15 protein-coding genes are annotated in these 19,954 nt (G+C 38.5%); 9 read left to right on the top strand and 6 right to left on the bottom strand.

The window, feature by feature from the left end; genetic code table 11:
* Positions 1 to 48: 48 nt before the first annotated feature.
* The 3 genes from D9O48_RS11730 to D9O48_RS11720 form a co-directional block, all read right to left on the bottom strand.
* Positions 49 to 1,194 (bottom strand): efflux RND transporter periplasmic adaptor subunit, encoded by a 1,146-nt coding sequence (locus D9O48_RS11730; protein ID WP_126973167.1) that lies wholly within the window; start codon positions 1,192 to 1,194, stop codon positions 49 to 51.
* Positions 1,195 to 1,200: 6 nt separating this feature from the next.
* On the bottom strand, positions 1,201 to 5,547 hold the full coding sequence (locus tag D9O48_RS11725; RefSeq protein ID WP_126973166.1) for a CusA/CzcA family heavy metal efflux RND transporter: 4,347 nt from the start codon (positions 5,545 to 5,547) through the stop codon (positions 1,201 to 1,203).
* Between the two features lie 68 nt (positions 5,548 to 5,615).
* Complete coding sequence (locus tag D9O48_RS11720) at positions 5,616 to 5,921, bottom strand: DUF6660 family protein (protein WP_126973165.1); 306 nt, start codon at positions 5,919 to 5,921, stop codon at positions 5,616 to 5,618.
* A 134-nt stretch (positions 5,922 to 6,055) separates the two neighbouring features.
* On the opposite strand from D9O48_RS11720, the gene D9O48_RS11715 reads away from it, so the two are divergent.
* The gene (locus D9O48_RS11715; RefSeq protein ID WP_126973164.1) at positions 6,056 to 7,078 is read left to right on the top strand and encodes a LacI family DNA-binding transcriptional regulator; all 1,023 of its coding nucleotides are present in this window, start codon (positions 6,056 to 6,058) and stop codon (positions 7,076 to 7,078) included.
* A 121-nt stretch (positions 7,079 to 7,199) separates the two neighbouring features.
* Positions 7,200 to 7,733, top strand: a complete 534-nt coding sequence (locus tag D9O48_RS11710; RefSeq protein ID WP_126973163.1) for a hypothetical protein — start codon at positions 7,200 to 7,202, stop codon at positions 7,731 to 7,733.
* Between the two features lie 117 nt (positions 7,734 to 7,850).
* Here D9O48_RS11710 and D9O48_RS11705 read toward each other — a convergent pair whose 3' ends face one another.
* Entirely contained in the window at positions 7,851 to 8,489 is a 639-nt protein-coding gene (locus D9O48_RS11705) for a hypothetical protein (protein WP_126973162.1), read from the bottom strand.
* Positions 8,490 to 8,568: 79 nt separating this feature from the next.
* On the opposite strand from D9O48_RS11705, the gene D9O48_RS11700 reads away from it, so the two are divergent.
* Complete coding sequence (locus D9O48_RS11700; RefSeq protein WP_126973161.1) at positions 8,569 to 9,000, top strand: hypothetical protein; 432 nt, start codon at positions 8,569 to 8,571, stop codon at positions 8,998 to 9,000.
* On the opposite strand, the gene D9O48_RS11695 is transcribed toward D9O48_RS11700, so the two are convergent.
* Positions 8,960 to 9,958 (bottom strand): bile acid:sodium symporter family protein, encoded by a 999-nt coding sequence (locus D9O48_RS11695; protein WP_126973160.1) that lies wholly within the window; start codon positions 9,956 to 9,958, stop codon positions 8,960 to 8,962. The genes D9O48_RS11700 and D9O48_RS11695 overlap by 41 nt on opposite strands.
* Before the next feature lie 112 nt (positions 9,959 to 10,070).
* Here D9O48_RS11695 and D9O48_RS11690 point away from each other — a divergent pair, with 112 nt between their 5' ends.
* The 4 genes from D9O48_RS11690 to D9O48_RS11675 all read left to right on the top strand — a co-directional run bounded on the left by D9O48_RS11690 (position 10,071) and on the right by D9O48_RS11675 (position 16,474).
* The gene (locus tag D9O48_RS11690) at positions 10,071 to 10,469 is read left to right on the top strand and encodes a hypothetical protein (protein ID WP_126973159.1); all 399 of its coding nucleotides are present in this window, start codon (positions 10,071 to 10,073) and stop codon (positions 10,467 to 10,469) included.
* 262 nt (positions 10,470 to 10,731) lie between these two features.
* Positions 10,732 to 11,856, top strand: a complete 1,125-nt coding sequence (locus tag D9O48_RS11685) for an efflux RND transporter periplasmic adaptor subunit (protein WP_126973158.1) — start codon at positions 10,732 to 10,734, stop codon at positions 11,854 to 11,856.
* Positions 11,857 to 11,886: 30 nt separating this feature from the next.
* A complete protein-coding gene (locus D9O48_RS11680) occupies positions 11,887 to 15,018 on the top strand; it encodes an efflux RND transporter permease subunit (RefSeq protein ID WP_126973157.1) in 3,132 nt (1,043 codons plus the stop codon).
* Positions 15,011 to 16,474, top strand: a complete 1,464-nt coding sequence (locus D9O48_RS11675) for a TolC family protein (RefSeq protein ID WP_126973156.1) — start codon at positions 15,011 to 15,013, stop codon at positions 16,472 to 16,474. Before D9O48_RS11680 ends, D9O48_RS11675 begins: the two co-directional genes overlap by 8 nt.
* A gap of 17 nt (positions 16,475 to 16,491) precedes the next feature.
* On the opposite strand, the gene D9O48_RS11670 is transcribed toward D9O48_RS11675, so the two are convergent.
* On the bottom strand, positions 16,492 to 16,944 hold the full coding sequence (locus tag D9O48_RS11670; RefSeq protein ID WP_126973155.1) for a DUF4268 domain-containing protein: 453 nt from the start codon (positions 16,942 to 16,944) through the stop codon (positions 16,492 to 16,494).
* A gap of 117 nt (positions 16,945 to 17,061) precedes the next feature.
* Between D9O48_RS11670 and D9O48_RS18755 the strand changes: the two genes are divergently transcribed.
* Both D9O48_RS18755 and D9O48_RS11665 read left to right on the top strand, forming a co-directional pair.
* Complete coding sequence (locus D9O48_RS18755; RefSeq protein WP_158624877.1) at positions 17,062 to 17,223, top strand: hypothetical protein; 162 nt, start codon at positions 17,062 to 17,064, stop codon at positions 17,221 to 17,223.
* 83 nt (positions 17,224 to 17,306) lie between these two features.
* Positions 17,307 to 19,712: an outer membrane beta-barrel protein gene (locus D9O48_RS11665; RefSeq protein WP_126973154.1), complete on the top strand. Its 2,406-nt coding sequence runs from the start codon at positions 17,307 to 17,309 to the stop codon at positions 19,710 to 19,712.
* Positions 19,713 to 19,954 lie beyond the last annotated feature (242 nt).

Below are 19,954 nucleotides of genomic sequence, written 5' to 3'. Positions count from 1 at the left end.
TCTTTCTATGAAAAAAGTTAAAACAAACGGTATTTTCTTATAATTCTGTTAAGGTGCGTCTTCATTGTTCTTCCATTTACTGAGTAAATCATAAGAACCGATAATTACAACCCGATCTCCTCTTTTAAGCTGATCATTTTCTTTAATACTGGTAACACGGCCGTTACTATCTTGTATTTCTACCTCAATTGCTTCAAATTTATCTCCCTCTTCAACCGGAACAAAAACAAAGTTTTCTCCCTGATACTTTGCAATAGCAGATGTAGGAATACCAATGGCGCTGTTATTACTCAATTCTAAAAAGGCAGTCAGATACATTCCGGGTAATATTTTTTCAGATTTTTCCAAAAAATTACAGATTATCATTACCGATCGATCTTCATTGATTGCTTTTCCGATGAAACTTATTTTTGCCGGCAACCGGGTGATACCATCAGATAGAAGCACTTCTATTTTCTGATTTAACTGCACCAGGGAAAGATCTTTCTCAAAAACATTTATACTGGCATATGCTGTAGAAACATCTACAATATCCACTAAAGCTTCGGCATTACTTACATATTTTCCTTTATTAACGACAATGTTAGAAACATACCCGTCAACAGGTGCATACATGTTATAAGTATTTGTAATTTTTCCACTTTCCAAGTGCTGAATATTTACGTTCATCATACTTAAACGGGCACGCATTCCTTCCAGCATTACTGAACTGGCATCATAAGTAGCTTTTGATTGTTCCAATGCTTTTACAGCATTTATCTTTTCAGCAGCGAGGGCCTCCTGTCTTTCAAAATTCGCCTTATCAACTTTCCATTGATGATAAGTAGTCAGGTATTGTTCCTGCAGCTGGATAAAACTCTGATCTTTCAAACTCAGAATAAACTGTCCCTTTTTAACTTTCATTCCGTTCAACACATCCATTCTCTCAACAAAACCTCCAATCGGAGCAGAGAGAGTTATCTTTTTTTCAGGAGGTACATCTACAAAACCATTTACCTGTTTTACAACAGGTACATTGATTATACCTAAGGTATCGGTCTTTAATCCGATGGTATTTAACTGAGCAGCCGTTAATGAAACAATATTATCGGCGTGATGATCACCAACCGTTGTTTCTTCAGGTTGTTTTTCATTGCAGGCGATGACTATCCCACTTAATAAAACGAATGTAATATATCTGATTATTGATTGCATTTTTTTTTATTTATTTGCTTCATAATACTGAATCAGGGCATTTGCTTGTGCCAGATTGTATAAGGCGTTCAGGTAATTCATTTCAACATCACTTACAGTTCTCAAAGCCTGTAACAACGATACATACTCCAGCTCTCCTGCCTGATATGATTTGGTAGACTGCTCTAATAATAACTCCACGTTCGGCATAGCTGCAGTTTCATAGTATTTTATTTCTTCTTTAATTTTCTGAAGATTCATCCATGCCTGATAATATTGTCTTTCAAAGTTGTTAAGCCCAAGATTGTACTGTTGTTCGGCAATTTGCTGATTAACCGTAGCCAGTTTTATCTTTTGCTTAAAAGAGCGATCGAATATATTAACAGCTACTCCAACGTTTAATCCCTGAAAACGTTTACCGCTACCAAAATACCTTTCAATACCATCTACATTTGCATATCCAACGATTGTCTGATTAAAATAACCGATATTAAAATTGGGTAATCTGTTGGCTTTTTCAAGTCGAAGTTCATTAAAAGCAACCTCTTTTCTTTTTTGCAGTTGAAATAATTGCGGATGCAGTAAATCAATACGGGAGATATTTGCTTCCTTATACTGAACAGGTTCATAACTCAATACAGGAATTGTATCATTCATTAATAATCGTTGAATATTAATTTCTGCAGCTTTAATTTCTCTTTCATTTCTAACTTTCTGCATCTGGATTTCTTTCCACTGTACTTCAGCAGTGGTTTGTTCCAATAAATTGGTTTCACCTACCCGGTACCTTATGGAAGCCGCTTTTTGAAACTGAGCGTAGATGCTATCCATCTTATTCAACCAATTACTTACTCTCTTATAATGTGCCCAGTCGTAATAAGCCAGTGCCACTTCATACATCAAAGTGACCCTTACCTGATCTACTGACACTAAACGTTCGTCGACCTGCGCCTGTGCTAACTTTCGGCGTGCAGCTACAGTAGACGGATTAGGAATCTGCTGATTCAGGCTGATATTATTATCCCGGTAATAGGTGTTTGTTTGCCCGTACTGCACATCAAAACTGGTCTTACCCCATTGAGCAACTCCCGTTTGGTTCGTTCTGGCCGCTTCCACTTCCAGTAAAGAAGACTTTACCTGCAGGTGATTATTGATCACTTTTTCCTGTAAATCTTCCAAACCTGATTTTACCTGTTGAGCTTCTGTATTCATGTTCATCAGCAGTAGAACAAAACCGATGGCTATTATCTTAGTATGTTTTGCTTCTACATTCTTTTGCTCGAGCCAGCGATACAAACAAGGCAATACAAATAAAGTTAGTAAAGTGGCACTTACCAGTCCACCGATCACCACAGTAGCCAAAGGTCTTTGCACTTCAGCACCTGATCCGTAAGAAAGCGCCATTGGTATAAAGCCCAGCGAAGCTACCATTGCGGTCATTAATACCGGCCTTAAACGCGTAGCTGTACCTTCATAGATGATCTGATCGATTGAAGTAATACCGGTTTTCTTGAGACGGTTAAATTCCGATACCAATACAATTCCATTTAATACGGCCACACCGAATAAAGCAATAAATCCGACACCGGCTGATATACTAAAAGGCATATCGCGTAAAGAGAGTGCAAATATTCCACCGATAGCTGATAAAGGAATCGCCGTAAAAATGAGCAATCCGTATTTTAATGATTTGAAAGTAAAGTACAATAACAGTAAAATGAGTAATAATGCTACGGGAAGTGCGATGCTTAAACGTTCTTTAGCCTCTTCCAGATTCTGAAACGTTCCACCATAAGCTATACTATACCCTGTTTCGAATTTTATTTTTTCTTTTGCTTTTTCTCTGAGTTCACCTACTACTGACGCCACATCCCTTCCTCTAACGTTAAAGCCTACCGTAATTCTACGCTTTGCATCTTCTCTTTGAATCTGATTAGGGCCAATTTCAAAGTTTACTTCTGCTATTTGTGATAGCGGTACCTGATTACCATTTGAGGTAGTGATATATAAATTTCTCAGAAACTCTATATCAGCTCTCTTATCCTGCTGAAGCCTTACCACCAGATCAAATCTACGTTCGCCTTCAAATACCTGACCGGCAACTGCTCCTGCATAGCCGGCACTGATGGCCCGGTTTACAGATTCGATGGTCAGACCATACTGTGCTAATCTGGCACGATCAAACCTGATGATAACCTGGGGTAAACCGGTAACTTCTTCAATATATAAATCTTCCGCACCTTTTACATCGGCCGCAATTCTGCCCAGTTCTTTTGCATACTTAGCTAATTTATTCAAGTCTTCACCAAAAATCTTCACTACCACATCCTGTCTTGCTCCCGACATCAGCTCATTAAAGCGCATTTGTATTGGTTGCAGAAACCCGAAAGTTACCCCGGGAATATGTTCTTCCAGAACAGCTTTCATTTTTTCACCCAGTTCTTCTTTTGTTTTGGCTGACTTCCATTCACTTCGGGGCCTTAATGTAATAATGAGATCACATAACTCAACCGGCATCGGGTCAACGGGAATTTCCGATGATCCTATTTTACCTACAGCGTATTCTACCTCAGGAAAATTTTCAAGCAGTAGCTTAGACGCTTTTGTACTTACTTCTACTGTTTTACTCAAACTACTACCGGTAAGAATTCTTGTTTCAATCGCGAAATCACCTTCATCAAGATTAGGAATAAACTCACCCCCCATCTTAGAGAAAGTCCATGCAGCAACGGCAAATAAAATAATCGCAGCAGCCACAATAATTTTTCCGTGATGAATTACATATTTCAAAGCTTTCTGATAAACGTGATTCAATCGATTCATCAGTTTATCAGAAAAAGTTTCTTTATCACTTATTTTTTTATTGAGTACCCATGAGCTGATTACCGGAACATAGGTGAGAGAAAGAATCATTGCACCCAGAATAGCGAATGAAATGGTTTGCGCCATCGGTTTAAACATTTTTCCTTCGATGCCCACCAGCGTTAAAATCGGGAGATAAACAATAAGGATAATAATTTGACCGAACGCAGCGGCATTCATCATCCGTGAAGAGGCCATCTGTACTTCACCATCCATTTCTTTCTGCGTTAACCTTTGTCCTTTTCGTAACATGAGATGATGCAGAGTGGCTTCTACAATAATTACCGCTCCATCCACTATTAATCCGAAATCAATAGCGCCTAAACTCATCAGGTTACCACTAACACCAAATAAACGCATCATAATAATGGCAAACAGCATAGACAAGAAAATCACTGAGGCTACGATGATACCACCTCTCAGATTTCCGAGCATTAACACTAATACAAAAATTACGATCAAAGCTCCTTCGAGCAGGTTTGTTTTAACGGTTTTAACCGCTGCATTTACCAATTTTGCGCGGTCAATAAAAGCTTCGATGGTAATTCCTTCCGGAAGATTATGCTGAATTTCTTCAATGCGGGCTTTTACACGTTGAATTACTTCGTTAGAATTCTCATTCTTCAACATCATTACAATTCCTCCCGCTGCTTCACCGTGATCGCGATAAGTCATGGCACCATAACGGATTGCATGTCCGAACTGAACAGTTCCTACCGTTCGGATAAATAGCGGTGTTCCGTTGGATGAATATTTCACCACGATGTTCTCTATATCTTCTATACTACCGATAAGACCGATACTTTTCACAAACCACGAATTCGGATATTTATCGATATAAGCACCACCTGTATTTTGATTATTTGCCTGCAGCGCATCAAAAACGTCTGCGATATTAACGTTGAGGGCACGCATTTTCTCCGGATCGAGCGCCACTTCATACTGCTTCAAAAAACCTCCGAAACTGGATACGTCTGCTACTCCCGGCACACCTAATAACTGGCGCCTTATCACCCAATCCTGGATCGTTCGTAAGTCCATGGCGGTATACTGATCTGTATGCGCTGAATCTACGGCTAAAACATATTGGTAAATTTCTCCCAGGCCGGTAGTAATAGGTGCGAGTTCAGGCAAACCGATTCCTTCCGGAATCATTTCTCTCACCTGTACCAATCGCTCCTGTACCTGCTGACGTGCCCAGAAAATATCCCTTTCTTCTTCAAAAACAACTGTAACAACACTTAATCCGAATCTTGAAAAAGATCTTATTTCAACGATTCCCGGAATGGTAGATAAATTCATTTCAACCGGAAAGGTTACCAATCTTTCAATATCTTCCGGTCCGTTTGAGGGGGATATAGTAATCACCTGTACCTGATTGTTTGTAATATCCGGTACAGCATCAATGGGCAATCTCACTAAAGAAAATACGCCAACGATGATCAATGCTACTACGAATAGCATAACCATTAGCTTATTCTTTAATGAGAATGCTATAATCTTATTTAGCATTCTTCATTCAATTTAAACACTGATTAGTCAAAAACAATAAAAGTGATAGCGAGTGCTATCTTCAGGAATTAACTAAATGAAGGTCGTGGAGGCTGGAAAATTTCAAACGAAGGCTGGTCTGTGTTTGGTCTGATCCAAACTGCAAAAACTTCGTCAAACTGATTGGCTAATAAAGGAAAAAAGTGTACAAGAGGAGTTTCTATAGAAATGCTACAGCAGGAACACATACAAAAAGGCGGACAAATATCCTGTTCCAGCACCACATGTTCATACACCATTGCATGTTCTGACATAACAGTAGTTACCTCAGAAATACAACTGGGTTTCATGTCTTCACACGGATGCACGCTCAGTGCAAAGATATAAAAAGCCATTATGGTTAAAAACAACCTCACTTAACAAATTTCAGTCTTTCACTTTGCATAAACAAATAAAAAACATTAAGTTACTATGCCGGCTTTACAAATTATCAATAAATTTAATAGCTTTACTTACCTTTCTTACTTGCATGAAATCAAAAGAAGTTACTATATACGATATTGCCCGTGAGCTGAATCTTTCGATTGCTACTGTGAGCAGGGCATTGAAAAATGACAGTGTGGTTAGCAAAAAAACCAAGAAGAAAATTCTGGATGCTGCAGCGGCAATGGGGTACCGCACCAACCATTTTGCCCGTAACCTGCGTTTGCAAAGAACCAATACATTAGGGGTTATTATTCCGCGGCTGAATTCATATTTCATGTCGAGTGCTATCGCAGGTATCGAAAGCGTGGCCAATGAAAAAGGTTATAACCTGATTATCAGCCAGTCATCTGAGTCTAAGCTACAGGAAGCATCGATTGCTCAAAACCTTTTTAACCACCGGGTAGATGGCTTATTGGTTTCATTGGCTTACGACACCACCGATTATTCTCACTTCTTACCTTATCAGAATAAAAATGTTCCGTTGGTATTTTTTGACCGTACCGATGATACCATTGACGCTACCAGTATTTTAATAGATAATGAGCTGGCCGGTTACACAGCCACCGAGCATCTGATACTGCAAGGTTGTAAAAGGATTGTTCATGTAACTGCCCACTCGGTTCGAAACGTTTACCAGGACCGTTTAAAAGGTTACCAACGGGCATTGGCACATCACCAGCTTCCCTTTAACGAGCAAATGGTACTGACTAATAACCTAAGCCAGGAAGCCGGTATCAAAGTAGCCGAATTACTACAAAGTATGCATCCCCGGCCCGACGGTGTTTTTTTTGCAAACGACAATTGCGCAGTCGGATGTATGGTGGCCCTTAAAAAAGCCGGCTGGAAAATACCGGAGGATATTGCCGTAGTAGGATTTAATAATGATCCCGTTGCTACCGTAGTAGAACCAAATCTGACCACTATTCATTACCCGGGGCACACCATGGGTCGGCTGGCAGCCAATCACCTGATTAGTACCCTGAACGGCAGTTATACATTAAACAATGCTAATAAATTACTGCTGAGATTCGAATTAATCATTAGAGATTCTTCCACAAGAACCTAATTATCAATCAAATAAGAAACATTAAAACCATTTGCCTGAAAATTAAAGTCTCATTAGGATTAGCGTTTATGGTTTATCTTTTTCAGAAAGAGTTTAATTTTGGCTGTTCGAAACCATTAATATGTACTCAAGATTTTTCCAATTTGTTGTAGGCTCAATTTACGCTATAGGGATGATCAGTTGTGGAAACGCTTCAACGCCGAAGCCCAATCAGGATAATTTTTCTACGATTAATGACGGATGTAATATCAACGCAGTAATCAGTGGTAAGAATTGGAAAAGCCATTGTCATACCTTACACGCAAATCACATTGCTAATCAATTGATTATAGGTTACGACTGTAACGACACCAACAATATTGTAAAGGGTTTTATGATCAGTTTGCAAGACTTTGACGGAAAGGGAATATATACTTTTTCAGACACTACGGATGGAAAAATAACACTCGTAAATGCTCAGTTTCAGAGCTATATTCTTACCTATCAGCTGAACGACACTTTAAAAATCACCAAGTATTCTCCCAATCAGCTAAAAGCTAAGTTTCAATTAAGGCTGGTAAATGCGAACGACCGGTCAGATACACTTTATATCAGCAGTGGTAATATCAGCATTCATGAAGAAAAAGGAAATTGTACCATCAACAGGATGTTATAAATAAAAAAAGGGTCAGGATAGAAATCCAACCCCATTTTTAAATCCAATATCCTATGAAAAACCGAATTAATAACGCGGTCTTTGATATTTAAATTGTATAAGTTTATTATATTTTTTTTAATTCATAATTCCTGAGTCTACTACACGGCGTACATACTGCCCGTCTGCAATCACCCAGGTCACTTCATATCTTCCGATTCTTTCATTGTTCAGCATATAGATGTAAAGACGTTTCTTGTCATTTGAAAGCAATACATTACAATTAGTGCGAATTTCACCGCCTTCGCTATAAGTAAAAACGGGGGCATATAAATCATTAAACGCTGTACCCGGAATGACAATATTCTGGCTACCCCTGGTTACAATCACCGTATCGATTTTCGTTTTAGGAATAGCTCCGTAACTTCCGTAAAAGGGTTTACCATTAATTTTTATAAGATATTTTTCATCATAAAAAACCAGTTTGGCATTTTCCTGATAAAAGGGTGAACTCTTGATGGTAACATGATAACCTTCTCCTTCGAACTTAATATAAGTAGACTCGTAATCGATCGGATTCAGCTCCGTTAAAGGAGTTGAATTCATGCGTTCAACAATTCCACTGATGGTAAAGCTCGACAATTCGGTACGCATCTGTTTATCTGAAACGCGCAAAAAACCGTCTTTTTTCGGCCTGTTATCGGGATATAATTCTTCAGACTGTGCAAATGCAGCTATATTGACAATCAACAAAAAGAAAAAAAAACGGTATTTCATGTGCTTAGTTTTAATAAAAATACAATCAAATTCTTCATGATTTAAGAAAAAAATCGTATATTAATGGAAAGGAATTTTTGTGTCTGCTGTTTTACAAAGATATTATTTACAATCTCTGCAAGAAGAGGTTTTATGTAGGTTTGATAGTAGAAAAGCTACCTTATCTACCGGTCTCTCCTATGATGAATTGTCAGAAGACATTTTAAAAGCTACAAAAATTAAAATATCAGCGCAACATTTAAAACGTTTTTTCGGTAGTGTGAAGTATGATGACTTCCCCCCTCAACATCAGCTGGATGTTTTAGCAAACTATATCAATGCTGATTGTTGGAACAGTTTTCAATCAAAGCTACAACAAACTATCAGTTTTCAGGAACGACAGGTTCCATTCTTACACACCATTGAGCCATTACCTGCCCTGCCTTTTAGTTTTAATCAACGACAGGAGTTGTTGTACATACTACTTTTTCTTATGATACTGGCAATTGGGCTGATTCTTTTGAATATTTAGCACCCCAGTAATTAGCAATCCAGCTGGCCAGAATTAATTGCAGCGCATGATAAATCATGATGGGCAATAACATCAAACCAGCCATCGTACTTTCTCCGAACAATACTGCTGCCATCACCGAACCGTGTACCAATGACTTTTTTGATCCGCAAAAAATCGCAGTAACCGTATCTGCCTGATTAAACCTGAGTAGCTTACAGATATATCTCACAATGAAGAAAACTAATCCGAACAAGCACAACATTGATGCAAATAGAGCAATAATTACCCATACCGATTGTTGTGAGAAAATATTCTGATCAAAAGACTTTGCGAAAGAGGCATACACAATCAACACAATAATTGATTGATCGAAGTACTTGAGTGTATTTTTATTTTTTGACGCCCATTTGCCCCAGAATCTATTTAATACAACACCTGCTATTACAGGAACCAGCACTTGCAAAATGAGTTTGAAGAGCGTGTCTTGCATATCAAAATCACTACTGCCTGCCTGCATTTCAATATTCATCCACAAAGGGGTAAAAAATATTCCCAGAAAACTGGAAATAGAGGCATTAAAGATTGCTGAGGGTACATTACCATGAGCAATATTCACCATTACAACAGAGGAAGAGACCGTAGACGGCAATGCTGCCAGAAAAAAAACTCCCAGCCATAACAGATAATAATCAGTGCCTGCAAAGAAATATTTTAACAATAAAATAATTACGGGAAAGAGTACAAAAGTGGTAAGATGGATGAGTACATGGAGTTTCCAATTTTTTAATCCTTTCTTAATCTCCTCAAAATTAAGCTTTAAGCCGTAAAAGAAGAAGATGAATGCCACGCCGATATTAGTGATTTTGCTCAATGAAAACGACTCATAATCAAGGCCTGCAGCCGGATAAATTTTAGCAATTATTACTGCAAAAGCCAACGCGAGTATAAATCCATCTAATCCAATCTTCTTTAACATATACCAAAAGTAAACTGAATGTATTAATTTTAACAAATCTTATTTAGGATTGTTATAATATGAGGGTACAACTGATTCCCTGAAAAAAACATCTTAATAAAAAAAGTATCGCTTGAAAGCAAAGTTCATCATATTACTCTCAATACTTATCACTTCATTTGGAGCATTTGCTTCAAATGATATTAATTATTGTGATGATGTGGCTGCGCCTCAGGACTTTTTAATTCAGCTGAACTTCTCAAATATTCCCATTGCTTTTGCTTTAGATGCGGAAGATATTGATCCTGATGAACATTATGAGCTCTTTTTTGAGCAGGACATCGATATAGATGCCGTTCGTTTTCAACAGAATAATCAATATCAGACACTGGGCTTAAGCAGAAAAATAGACAAAACGGAGATTCAGTTTCCTAATTTAGTAAAAGCTGTCAATGCACAATACGAAATACGTGCACAGCGACTCCCGAAACCTTCTTATTATCACTATCTGTTCAGATTGTATCCTTTCTGATTCATTACTGCATGTACTATGCAGGTTTTTGTTATTCCTGTAATTTAACAACACCACAAGGTTATACGTGAAGATTGGAATACTGATGTGAACAACATCAGCGTGTAAGTTTTGAATGAACTATTCAATTGCTTTCGTATTACCCGCATGTACCGCCCAATCGAAGTAACACACAAGACAAGTTCTTGTATCCTAACGAATCGACGCACGATTTGCGGCTGCCTTTTAACATAATAAACAAGTAAACTCAATCATAGAACTCATGAAGATTAGTTCCATTCAAGGATTTATCGCACTGGCTGGTGTTATAGCAACAGTTGGTTGTCAAACCAATGCCGAAAACCTGAATCAGGCATCTATACTACCGATTCCGGTAAAGGAAGTAACCACCTCAAGCACTACCTTACAACAATCGTACGTAGCCGACATCCAGGCAGTACAAAACGTAGAAATCAGAAACCGCGTAGCCGGTTATCTTGATAAAATTTTTATTGACGAAGGAGAAAGAGTGAAAAAAGGACAGGCTCTTTTTCAGATCAACGACGATGAGTATCGTGCAGAAGTAGCAAAAGCAAAAGCTACGCTAAGTTCTGCAGTGGCAGAGAATGAAGCTGCAGATCTTGAGATAGACCGTATTCAGATCTTAGTTAATAAGAATATTGTTGCTGAAGGTGATCTGGCAGTAGCAAAAGCAAAACGTGCTGCACTACAGGCTAAAATCACAGAAGCACAATCTGTATTGAGTAATGCAGAAAAACAATTGACTTATACAATCATCAGAGCACCTTTCGACGGTATTGTAAATAGAATTCCGATGAAAACCGGTTCATTGCTGGCGGAAGGAACATTACTCACTTCAGTATCTGATGTAAGTTATGTATATGCCTACTTTAATTTATCAGAAAGCGAATACCTGCAATTTGCGAAAGAAGCAAAATCAGGTGATTTTGGTAAAGTATCATTACAATTGGCAGACGGCTCTATTTATTCAATTCAGGGTGATGTGGAAACATCAGCCAGTATTTTTGAAAAAGGAACCGGTTCTATTGCCTTCAGAGCAAAATTTCATAATCCACAAAAATTCTTAAAACACGGTGCTACCGGTAAAGTTTTGATTGACACAGAAGTTCAGGATGCCATTTTAATTCCTCAGAAAGCAGTATTTGAAATTCAAGACAGAAGTTTTGTGTATGTCTTAAAAGAAGACAATACTGTTGAGATGAAAAGTTTTATCCCTGAAAAGCGTACAAGTGATCAGTTCATCGTAGCCGAAGGTATTGAGGCTGGTGATAAAATCGTATGTGAGGGTGTACAAAATATTAGAAATGGTATGGAGATTCAACCTGTGTACAACTCAGACTCAACGAACATTTCAGAAGACAAATAAATCAATCCATTCAGAAAGTAGCGACCGATTATGTTTGAAAAATTTATTAAGCGACCCGTATTATCGCTGGTAATCTCTTTGATGATCACGTTAATGGGGGTACTCGCCTTATTTACTTTGCCCATTACACAATTTCCCGACATTGTACCACCATCAGTAATGGTAACAGCCAGATACACCGGTGCCAATGCCGAAGTAAGTGCCAAAGCAGTAGCCACTCCTCTCGAGCGTGCAATTAACGGGGTACCGGGCATGACTTACATGCAATCTGTAACATCCAATACAGGTACCACTCTTATTCAGGTATTCTTTAAAGTAGGAACTGACCCTGACATTGCTGCGGTAAACGTTCAGAACAGAGTAACCACCGTACTCGATGAATTACCTGAAGAGGTAATTAAAGCCGGGGTTACTACCGAAAAGGAAGTAAACAGTATGCTCATGTACCTCAATATCATGAGTACCGATCCGAATGCCGATGAGAAATTCGTATTTAATTTCACCGATATCAACGTACTGCAGGAGTTAAAACGTATTGACGGTGTGGGCTTCGCAGAAATCATGGGAGCCAAAGACTATTCAATGCGCGTATGGCTAAACCCCGACAAACTCGTAGCATATAATATATCTGCCGACGAAGTAATTACAGCTATCAGAGGTCAGAATGTAGAGGCAGCACCTGGTAAAACCGGTGAAAGTTCTGACAGATTAGCACAAACGCTTGAGTATGTATTAAAATATACCGGTAAACTCAACGAACCTGATCAATATGAAAATATTGTATTGCGGGCTAACCCCGACGGTACCACGTTACAATTAAAAGATATTGCAACGATTGAGTTCGGTTCATTGAGTTATCAGATGGTTTCAAAAACCGACGGGCGCCCGAGTGCTTCTATTATGATGAAACAACGTCCCGGTTCAAATGCCCGTGAAGTAATTGAGAATGTAAAAAACAGAATGGCAGAGTTGAAAGAAACTTCCTTCCCGCCGGGTATGGATTTCAATATCAACTATGACGTATCACGTTTTCTGGATGCTTCGATCAACGAGGTATTAAGAACGCTGATTGAAGCCTTCCTGCTCGTATCAATTGTAGTATTTATTTTCTTACAGGATTTCAGATCTACTTTGATTCCGGCGCTGGCCGTTCCGGTAGCATTGATCGGTACATTATTTTTCATGCAGGCAATGGGCTTCTCCATCAACTTATTAACACTATTTGCGCTGGTATTAGCCATCGGTATTGTGGTAGATAATGCGATTGTGGTAGTAGAAGCCGTGCACGTGAAAATGGTTCAGGAACACCTGAATGCAATGGACGCCACCATTAAAGCGATGAAAGAAATCAGTAGTGCGATTATTGCCATTACGCTTGTTATGTCGGCTGTATTCGTTCCTGTAGCATTCATGGATGGCCCTGTAGGTATCTTCTATCGCCAGTTCTCTTTAACATTGGCCATATCCATTGTTATTTCGGGTATCAACGCATTAACACTTACCCCGGCATTGTGTGCAATCATGTTGAAACACAATGACCCCAATCAGAATAAAACCATCTTCGGTAAATTCTTCAGAGGTTTCAATAAACGCTACGATAAAGTTGAAAACAATTATAAAGGAACCGTTGCAAAAATTGCCGGTAAAAGAAGTATTACTTTAGGATTACTGGTACTGTTTGTTGTAGCCACTTTTGGTATTGCAAAAGTTTTACCATCGGGCTTCATTCCTACAGAAGATCAGGGTATGATCTATGTAAACGTAACCACACCTCCGGGTGCAACGGTAGAACGTACTGAAATAGTGATGGACCAGATCCAAAAAATCGCTGCCGAACTGGATGCGTATGAATCCATGTCAACACTGGCAGGTTATAGCCTTGTGAACGAGGTGGCCGGAGCATCTTATGGCATGGGTATGATCAACCTTAAACCATGGGCAGACAGAAAAGAATCGGTAGCTGACTTAATCCGCATTCTGGAACAAAAAAGTGCCAGTATCACTGATGCCAGTATTCAATTCTTCCCACCTCCAACCGTTCCGGGATTCGGTAACGCCAGTGGGTTTGAATTAAGAATATTAGATAAATCCGGTTCTGGTGATTTGCAGCAAACCGCTGATGTGACCAATGATTTTATTGATGCCATCAATAACTCACCGGAAGTGGTGAACGCTTTCAGTAGCTTTAACCCGAACTTCCCGCAATACCTGTTACATGTTGATCAGGAACTGGCAGCGAAAAACGGGGTTACAGTAGATGCAGCGATGAGTACACTACAAACATTAGTGGGTTCTTATTACACCACTAACTTCATCCGTTTCGGAATGATGTATAAAGTAATGTTACAGGCATCACCTGAATACAGAAAAACACCTGAAGATATCAAGGAGTTATTCGTAAAAAATATTCATGGAGAAATGGTACCGTTTGCCAACTTTATCAGAATGGAAAAAGTATTCGGACCTGAACAGCTCACCCGTTATAACATGTATACTTCAGCAATGATTAACGGAGATGCTGCACCCGGATTTAGCTCCGGCCAGGCAATTGAAGCAGTTAACAAAATTGCCGAAGAGAAATTACCAAGAGGATTTACGCACGAATGGTCGGGTATGACCCGCGAACAGATTATCTCGGGCGATCAGGCTGTTTATATTTTTGCCATCTGTTTAATTTTCGTGTATTTACTTCTGGCTGCACAATATGAAAGTTTCTTATTACCAATGCCGGTAATCTTATCATTACCAACGGGTATATTCGGAGCATTCGGATTACTATACTTATTAGGATTGGAAAATAATATCTATGCTCAGGTAGCACTTGTGATGCTGATTGGGTTATTAGGTAAGAATGCCATTCTGATTGTAGAGTTCGCTATTCAACGAAGAACGGAGGGCGCCACTATTTTACAATCGGCGATTGAAGGTGCAGCTTCACGTTTGAGACCCATTTTAATGACATCCTTCGCATTCATAGCCGGGTTAATTCCGCTGTGTATCGCATCCGGAGCCGGAGCTATGGGTAACCGATCAATCGGTACTGCTGCTGCCGGAGGTATGCTGGCGGGAACTATTTTCGGAATATTCATCATTCCGGGCTTGTACGTGCTGTTTGCATCACTCGGAGAAAGAGGGAAGAAAAAGAAAGTTGAAAATGCGTAAACAAAATTTAAGAATGAAAATGCAATATAAATATTGGATAGGCGCTGCATTAATCGGTATAGCAAGCTGTACACCGGCTAAAAAACTGGTAATACCCGAAACAACTGCAGTTCCTGAAAAGTTTGTAGCAGAAAGCGATGTTGATACCAACAGCATCGCTCAAATTTCCTGGAAAAACTTTTTTCAGGATGAGAAGTTAATCAGATTAGTAGATTCTGCATTGGCAAAAAACTGGGACTTCCTATCGGCATACCAGCGTATTGAAGCTGCCCGCGCTCAATACAGAAGAGCAAGAGGCGCAATGGCACCAACGGTAAACCTGCAAGCCTCCGCTTCGGGTGACCGTTACGGTAAATACACCATGACCGGTGTTGGTAACTTTGATACCAACCTGTCTCCCAACATTACCGATAACCAAAAAGTAAATACCGATTTTACACCCGAAATGTTTTTAGGAGCCAGAAGTATCTGGGAAGTTGACCTGTTCGGAAAACTGAAAAATCAAAAGGTAGCCGCCCATTTACAAATGATGGCTGCTGAAAAATCAGTTCAACTGTTTCAAACAGCATTGGTAGCAGAAATCAGCACTTTATACTATGACCTTATTTCATTGGATAAAGAACTTGAAGTAATTTTGAAAAACATCGAATTACAAACAGCCGCTACAGAAATTGTTGAAGTTCAAAAAATAGGTGGCAGAGCTACAGAACTGGCCGTTCAACAGTTCAAAGCCCAGTTATTGAATACAAAAGCACTCGAAAAAGATGTAAGAACAGAAATCAATGCAATAGAAAATCAACTGAATGTATTGATAGGCCGTTTTCCGCAAAAAATAGACAGAGCCCAAAACTTTGATAATATCACTTTTACAGAAAATCTGGCAACCGGTTTACCGGCTTCCATGATATTAAACAGACCTGATATTCAGGAAGCAGAATTAGCACTGGCCTCCAAAAAAGCAAGTGTAAAATCAGCACGTGCTGCTTTGTTACCAGGACTTACCATTAGTCCACAGGTAGGATTTACCTCCTTCAATGCAAGTGTTTTGTTTAATCCCTCTTCATTGGCCTTCGGTGTATTGGGCGGATTAACCCAGCCATTCTTAAACAGATCGGCGTTAATTGCAGATATCGAGCAAAATAATGCTTCTGCCATGGAAGCATTTTATCAATATCAGAAAACCATTCAGAATTCATTTGCTGAAGTAAATACACAAATCAATAAGATCGGATTCTTAAAAGATAAAGTACAACTGAAGTTTGAAGAATCCTCTTTAATGAACGCTGCGATTACCACATCTAAAGAATTGTATCTGGCAGGTTATGCAAATTACCTTGAAGTAATCACTTCGCAGAAATCGGCTCTGGAAACAGAGCTCGACCTGATTAAAACCAGAAGAGATTTATTGAATTCTTCAATTATATTATACAGAAGTTTAGGAGGAGGTTGGAATTAATTCCAACCTTTTCTTTTTTATTCAAAGAAAGGTTTTGCATTGACCCACCATTCATCGAGTTTAACGATCCCCGATTTGAAAAAAGTAATTAATGCAGGCCAGTTTTTCCGGTCATACAAATTAACATCGTATAAATGAGTAGCAACCGTTGATTTTATTTTTCCATATTCATCCTGTTTCAGCAGCCGCCACTCCCACTCTTCTTCCAGTACATCTTCGAGCATATCTTTAAAACCTTCTAACTTTTCATAGGTTTCTTTTTGTAATTCAAGAGAAGCATGTACCAGGTGAATACCAACAGATGACTCCCACTGATCACCGTCCATTTTAAACTGAATACCATTCACACCGGTTTTATAGTTCATCCAGTTAACCGGCTCACCGCTGGCAGACAATACGGGTTGCATATACTTACCAAAGGTGGTCCAGAAAGCCTGTTTATGTTTTGCTATTTCTTGTCGGGTATACATATCAGTACAAATTTAACCCTTCTCTAAAAACAAACCCAGGCTTTTTCTATATTCAACCACCTTTAGCCAAATATTATCCCGAATCAAAAACGCAACACTGTTGCGCAACTAAAGAAGTTGTTAAGCCTTTTAAACGCTTCTGCCTCCAACAAAACAGCTAATCTGCCACTCATACCGCAAAGCCCTTTTACTAAGCTTAAAACCGGTTTATACAGCCTTAAAACACTCCTCACCAATTGTCCTGCACATGGCAATATCCATCCGCTCATTCAACCGTAAAACACTTTTCAATCATTTTGGAAATGGCTAATTTTTATGTTTGTATCCACAACTTTCCATTCGTTTTTCACTAAAGTATAGTCATGAAAATTTTTACCCTTCTTGCAGTAATGCTGATTACTGTAACGGGCATCTATGCCACAGATACGGTACACATAAAAGTTATGAATGAAGATCAATTGCTCATTCAGGAAGTGAACATTACGATCAGATCACCACAAGGTCATCTGCTGCTGAACGATGTTATTAAAACCGGCACCTACAGCTGGGTAAAACCTGCGTCGGGTGTAGTTATAATTTTTTTATCACATATTGAATATGAAACCCATCAGTCAGAACCTGTTATTTTAGAAAAAAATAAATCTCAGCAGCTGGAATATATTTTGATAAAAAAGAAAAATCTCCTCGACGAAGTTGTGGTGCAGGCGCTTCCGCGTGTAGCAGTACAACTGGCAGACCGGCTGGTTATTAATATAGCTGCCAATCCGAACAATACCGGAGCTTCTACATTAGATGTTCTTGAAAAATCTCCGGGAATAGGTTTTGATAAAGACGGCAATTTTACTCTAAAAGGAAAAAACAACGTATTGGTTTTAATCGACGACAAACCCACCTACATGAATGGAGAAGCGTTGAAACAGTTTCTGGCAAACATCCCCGCCAGCGACGTTAAACAAATAGAATTTTTAGATAATCCGCCAGCCAAATATGATGCAGCGGGTAATGCCGGTGCAATTAACATCGTTACTACAAAAAAAACAAATCAGGGATGGAATGGATTGATCAATCTGAGTTACCTGTACAGTAACTTTCATAAATCATTCAACAATATTCAGCTCAATTACGGTGCAGAAAAATTATCTCTTCAGTTTGGATATCGCCAACAGTACAATGAATCGGAGACCAGTTTATACGGTTTAAGAGAATTTTTCGAAGCAGATGGCAAAACGATTAAAGCATACCTTAACCAACCGACTATGTTTTACAATTTTACAAATAATCATCAATGGACTACCGGACTTGATTACAGAATAACCAAAAAATCAACAGTAAACTTCAACTTTATCGGTACAATTAACAGAAGGAACAACCCTAATGAAGGACCTGCAGAATGGATGGATGCTAACAAAAAAATAGATTCAATCGTATACGTAAGAAGTTATTTCGAAAATGACTGGCATTCACTGATCTCTAATCTTGGATATCAATGGTCAATATCAGACAAAAAGAAGCTCAGTGTTGATTTAAGTTTATTGAATTATCGTTTTACTGACAACAATCTCTTTTCACACAGACCTTGGGGAAGTTCAGACATTATCCCCTTCAGTAATGGCTACTTACCGCTAATGCAGGATATTTATGTTGCAAAAACAGATTACTCCGTTAAAACCTCTTCCGGATGGAATCTGGAGATGGGAGCGAAATATTCCAGGATAAAAACCAACAACAATGCCATTTATCACGCTTATACCAATAACGGCTGGATAGAAGATTCAACGCGTACCAATAAGTTTGTATACAATGAAAAAATTTATGCGGCTTATGTTAGCACTGATAAAAAAATAGCTGATTGGACTATTAAAGCCGGACTCAGATTTGAACATACTAATTATGAAGCCCAGACATTTCCTTTAAAAGGAAATGATTCTACTTTCAATAGAAAATATACCAACCTGTTCCCCAGTTTATATTTACAAAGAGCGTTGAGTGATGACAGAAGCATCGGCCTATCCGTATCCAGAAGAATTGACCGTCCTCCATTTTCGTTTCTGAATCCTTTTATTTTTGATGTAAACAAATACACAACAGTGGAAGGTAATCCATACATATTGCCACAATTTACCTGGAATATAGAAGCAAATTATATGCCCCTTGAAGGTATTATTACCAGTATCGGGTACAGTATCACTAATGACTATTTTTCACAACTATTTTATAGTAAAGATGATAAACAGGCTGTATACACCAGGGGAAATGTAGGTAAACTACATCAATACAGTTTTAATTTAAGTTACATTAAAGCTATCCGGAACTGGTGGAATATCGTATTTCAATCAAATCTGATTTATAAAGACTTTAAAGGATTTTCATGGACGAATTATGAAGTTTCAAGATTACAGTGGCAGGGAAGTTTAACACAGCAATTCAAAATATTTAAAAAACTGAATGCAGAAATTGCCGGCAACTATATAACCAAACATCAAATGGACTTACAGGAAGTACTGTTTCCTACCGGACAAGTTGGCATCAGCATTACCCGGAATATCCTGAAAGACAAAGCCACGATAAAAATTGGCGCAAGAGACTTATTTTATACCCAGGCAATGGAGGGATACACTTATTTCCAATACTTTGGAGAATATTTTAAAGTACAAAGAGATAGTAGAATGGTAACATTCAATTTCAGTTACAGGTTTGGAAAAAAAGTAAAAGAAGTGAAGAGCAGAAGCGGAAGTTTATCAGATGAATTACAAAGAGCCGGTATCTGATGCTAACTATATCAATAACATGTATTTGTATAAAAACCACAACATAAACAACATAAATGATTAAACGCACATACACTTACTAATGACTGAATTACTTAACCAATATGACATATATCAATAAATAATTCTTCATAACTTTATTAAACATATACATAACCGTTACGAATACACTTAAATAAGCATAAACAAAAAAAATGAACTAAATAAAATTCGTTTTACTCAAATTATCATGACGAATTGTA

The sequence above is a fragment of the Gynurincola endophyticus genome, from assembly GCF_003991195.1.
In the GTDB taxonomy this organism is placed as follows: domain Bacteria; phylum Bacteroidota; class Bacteroidia; order Chitinophagales; family Chitinophagaceae; genus Gynurincola; species Gynurincola endophyticus.
This window is presented reverse-complemented; position numbering and strand designations above follow the sequence as displayed.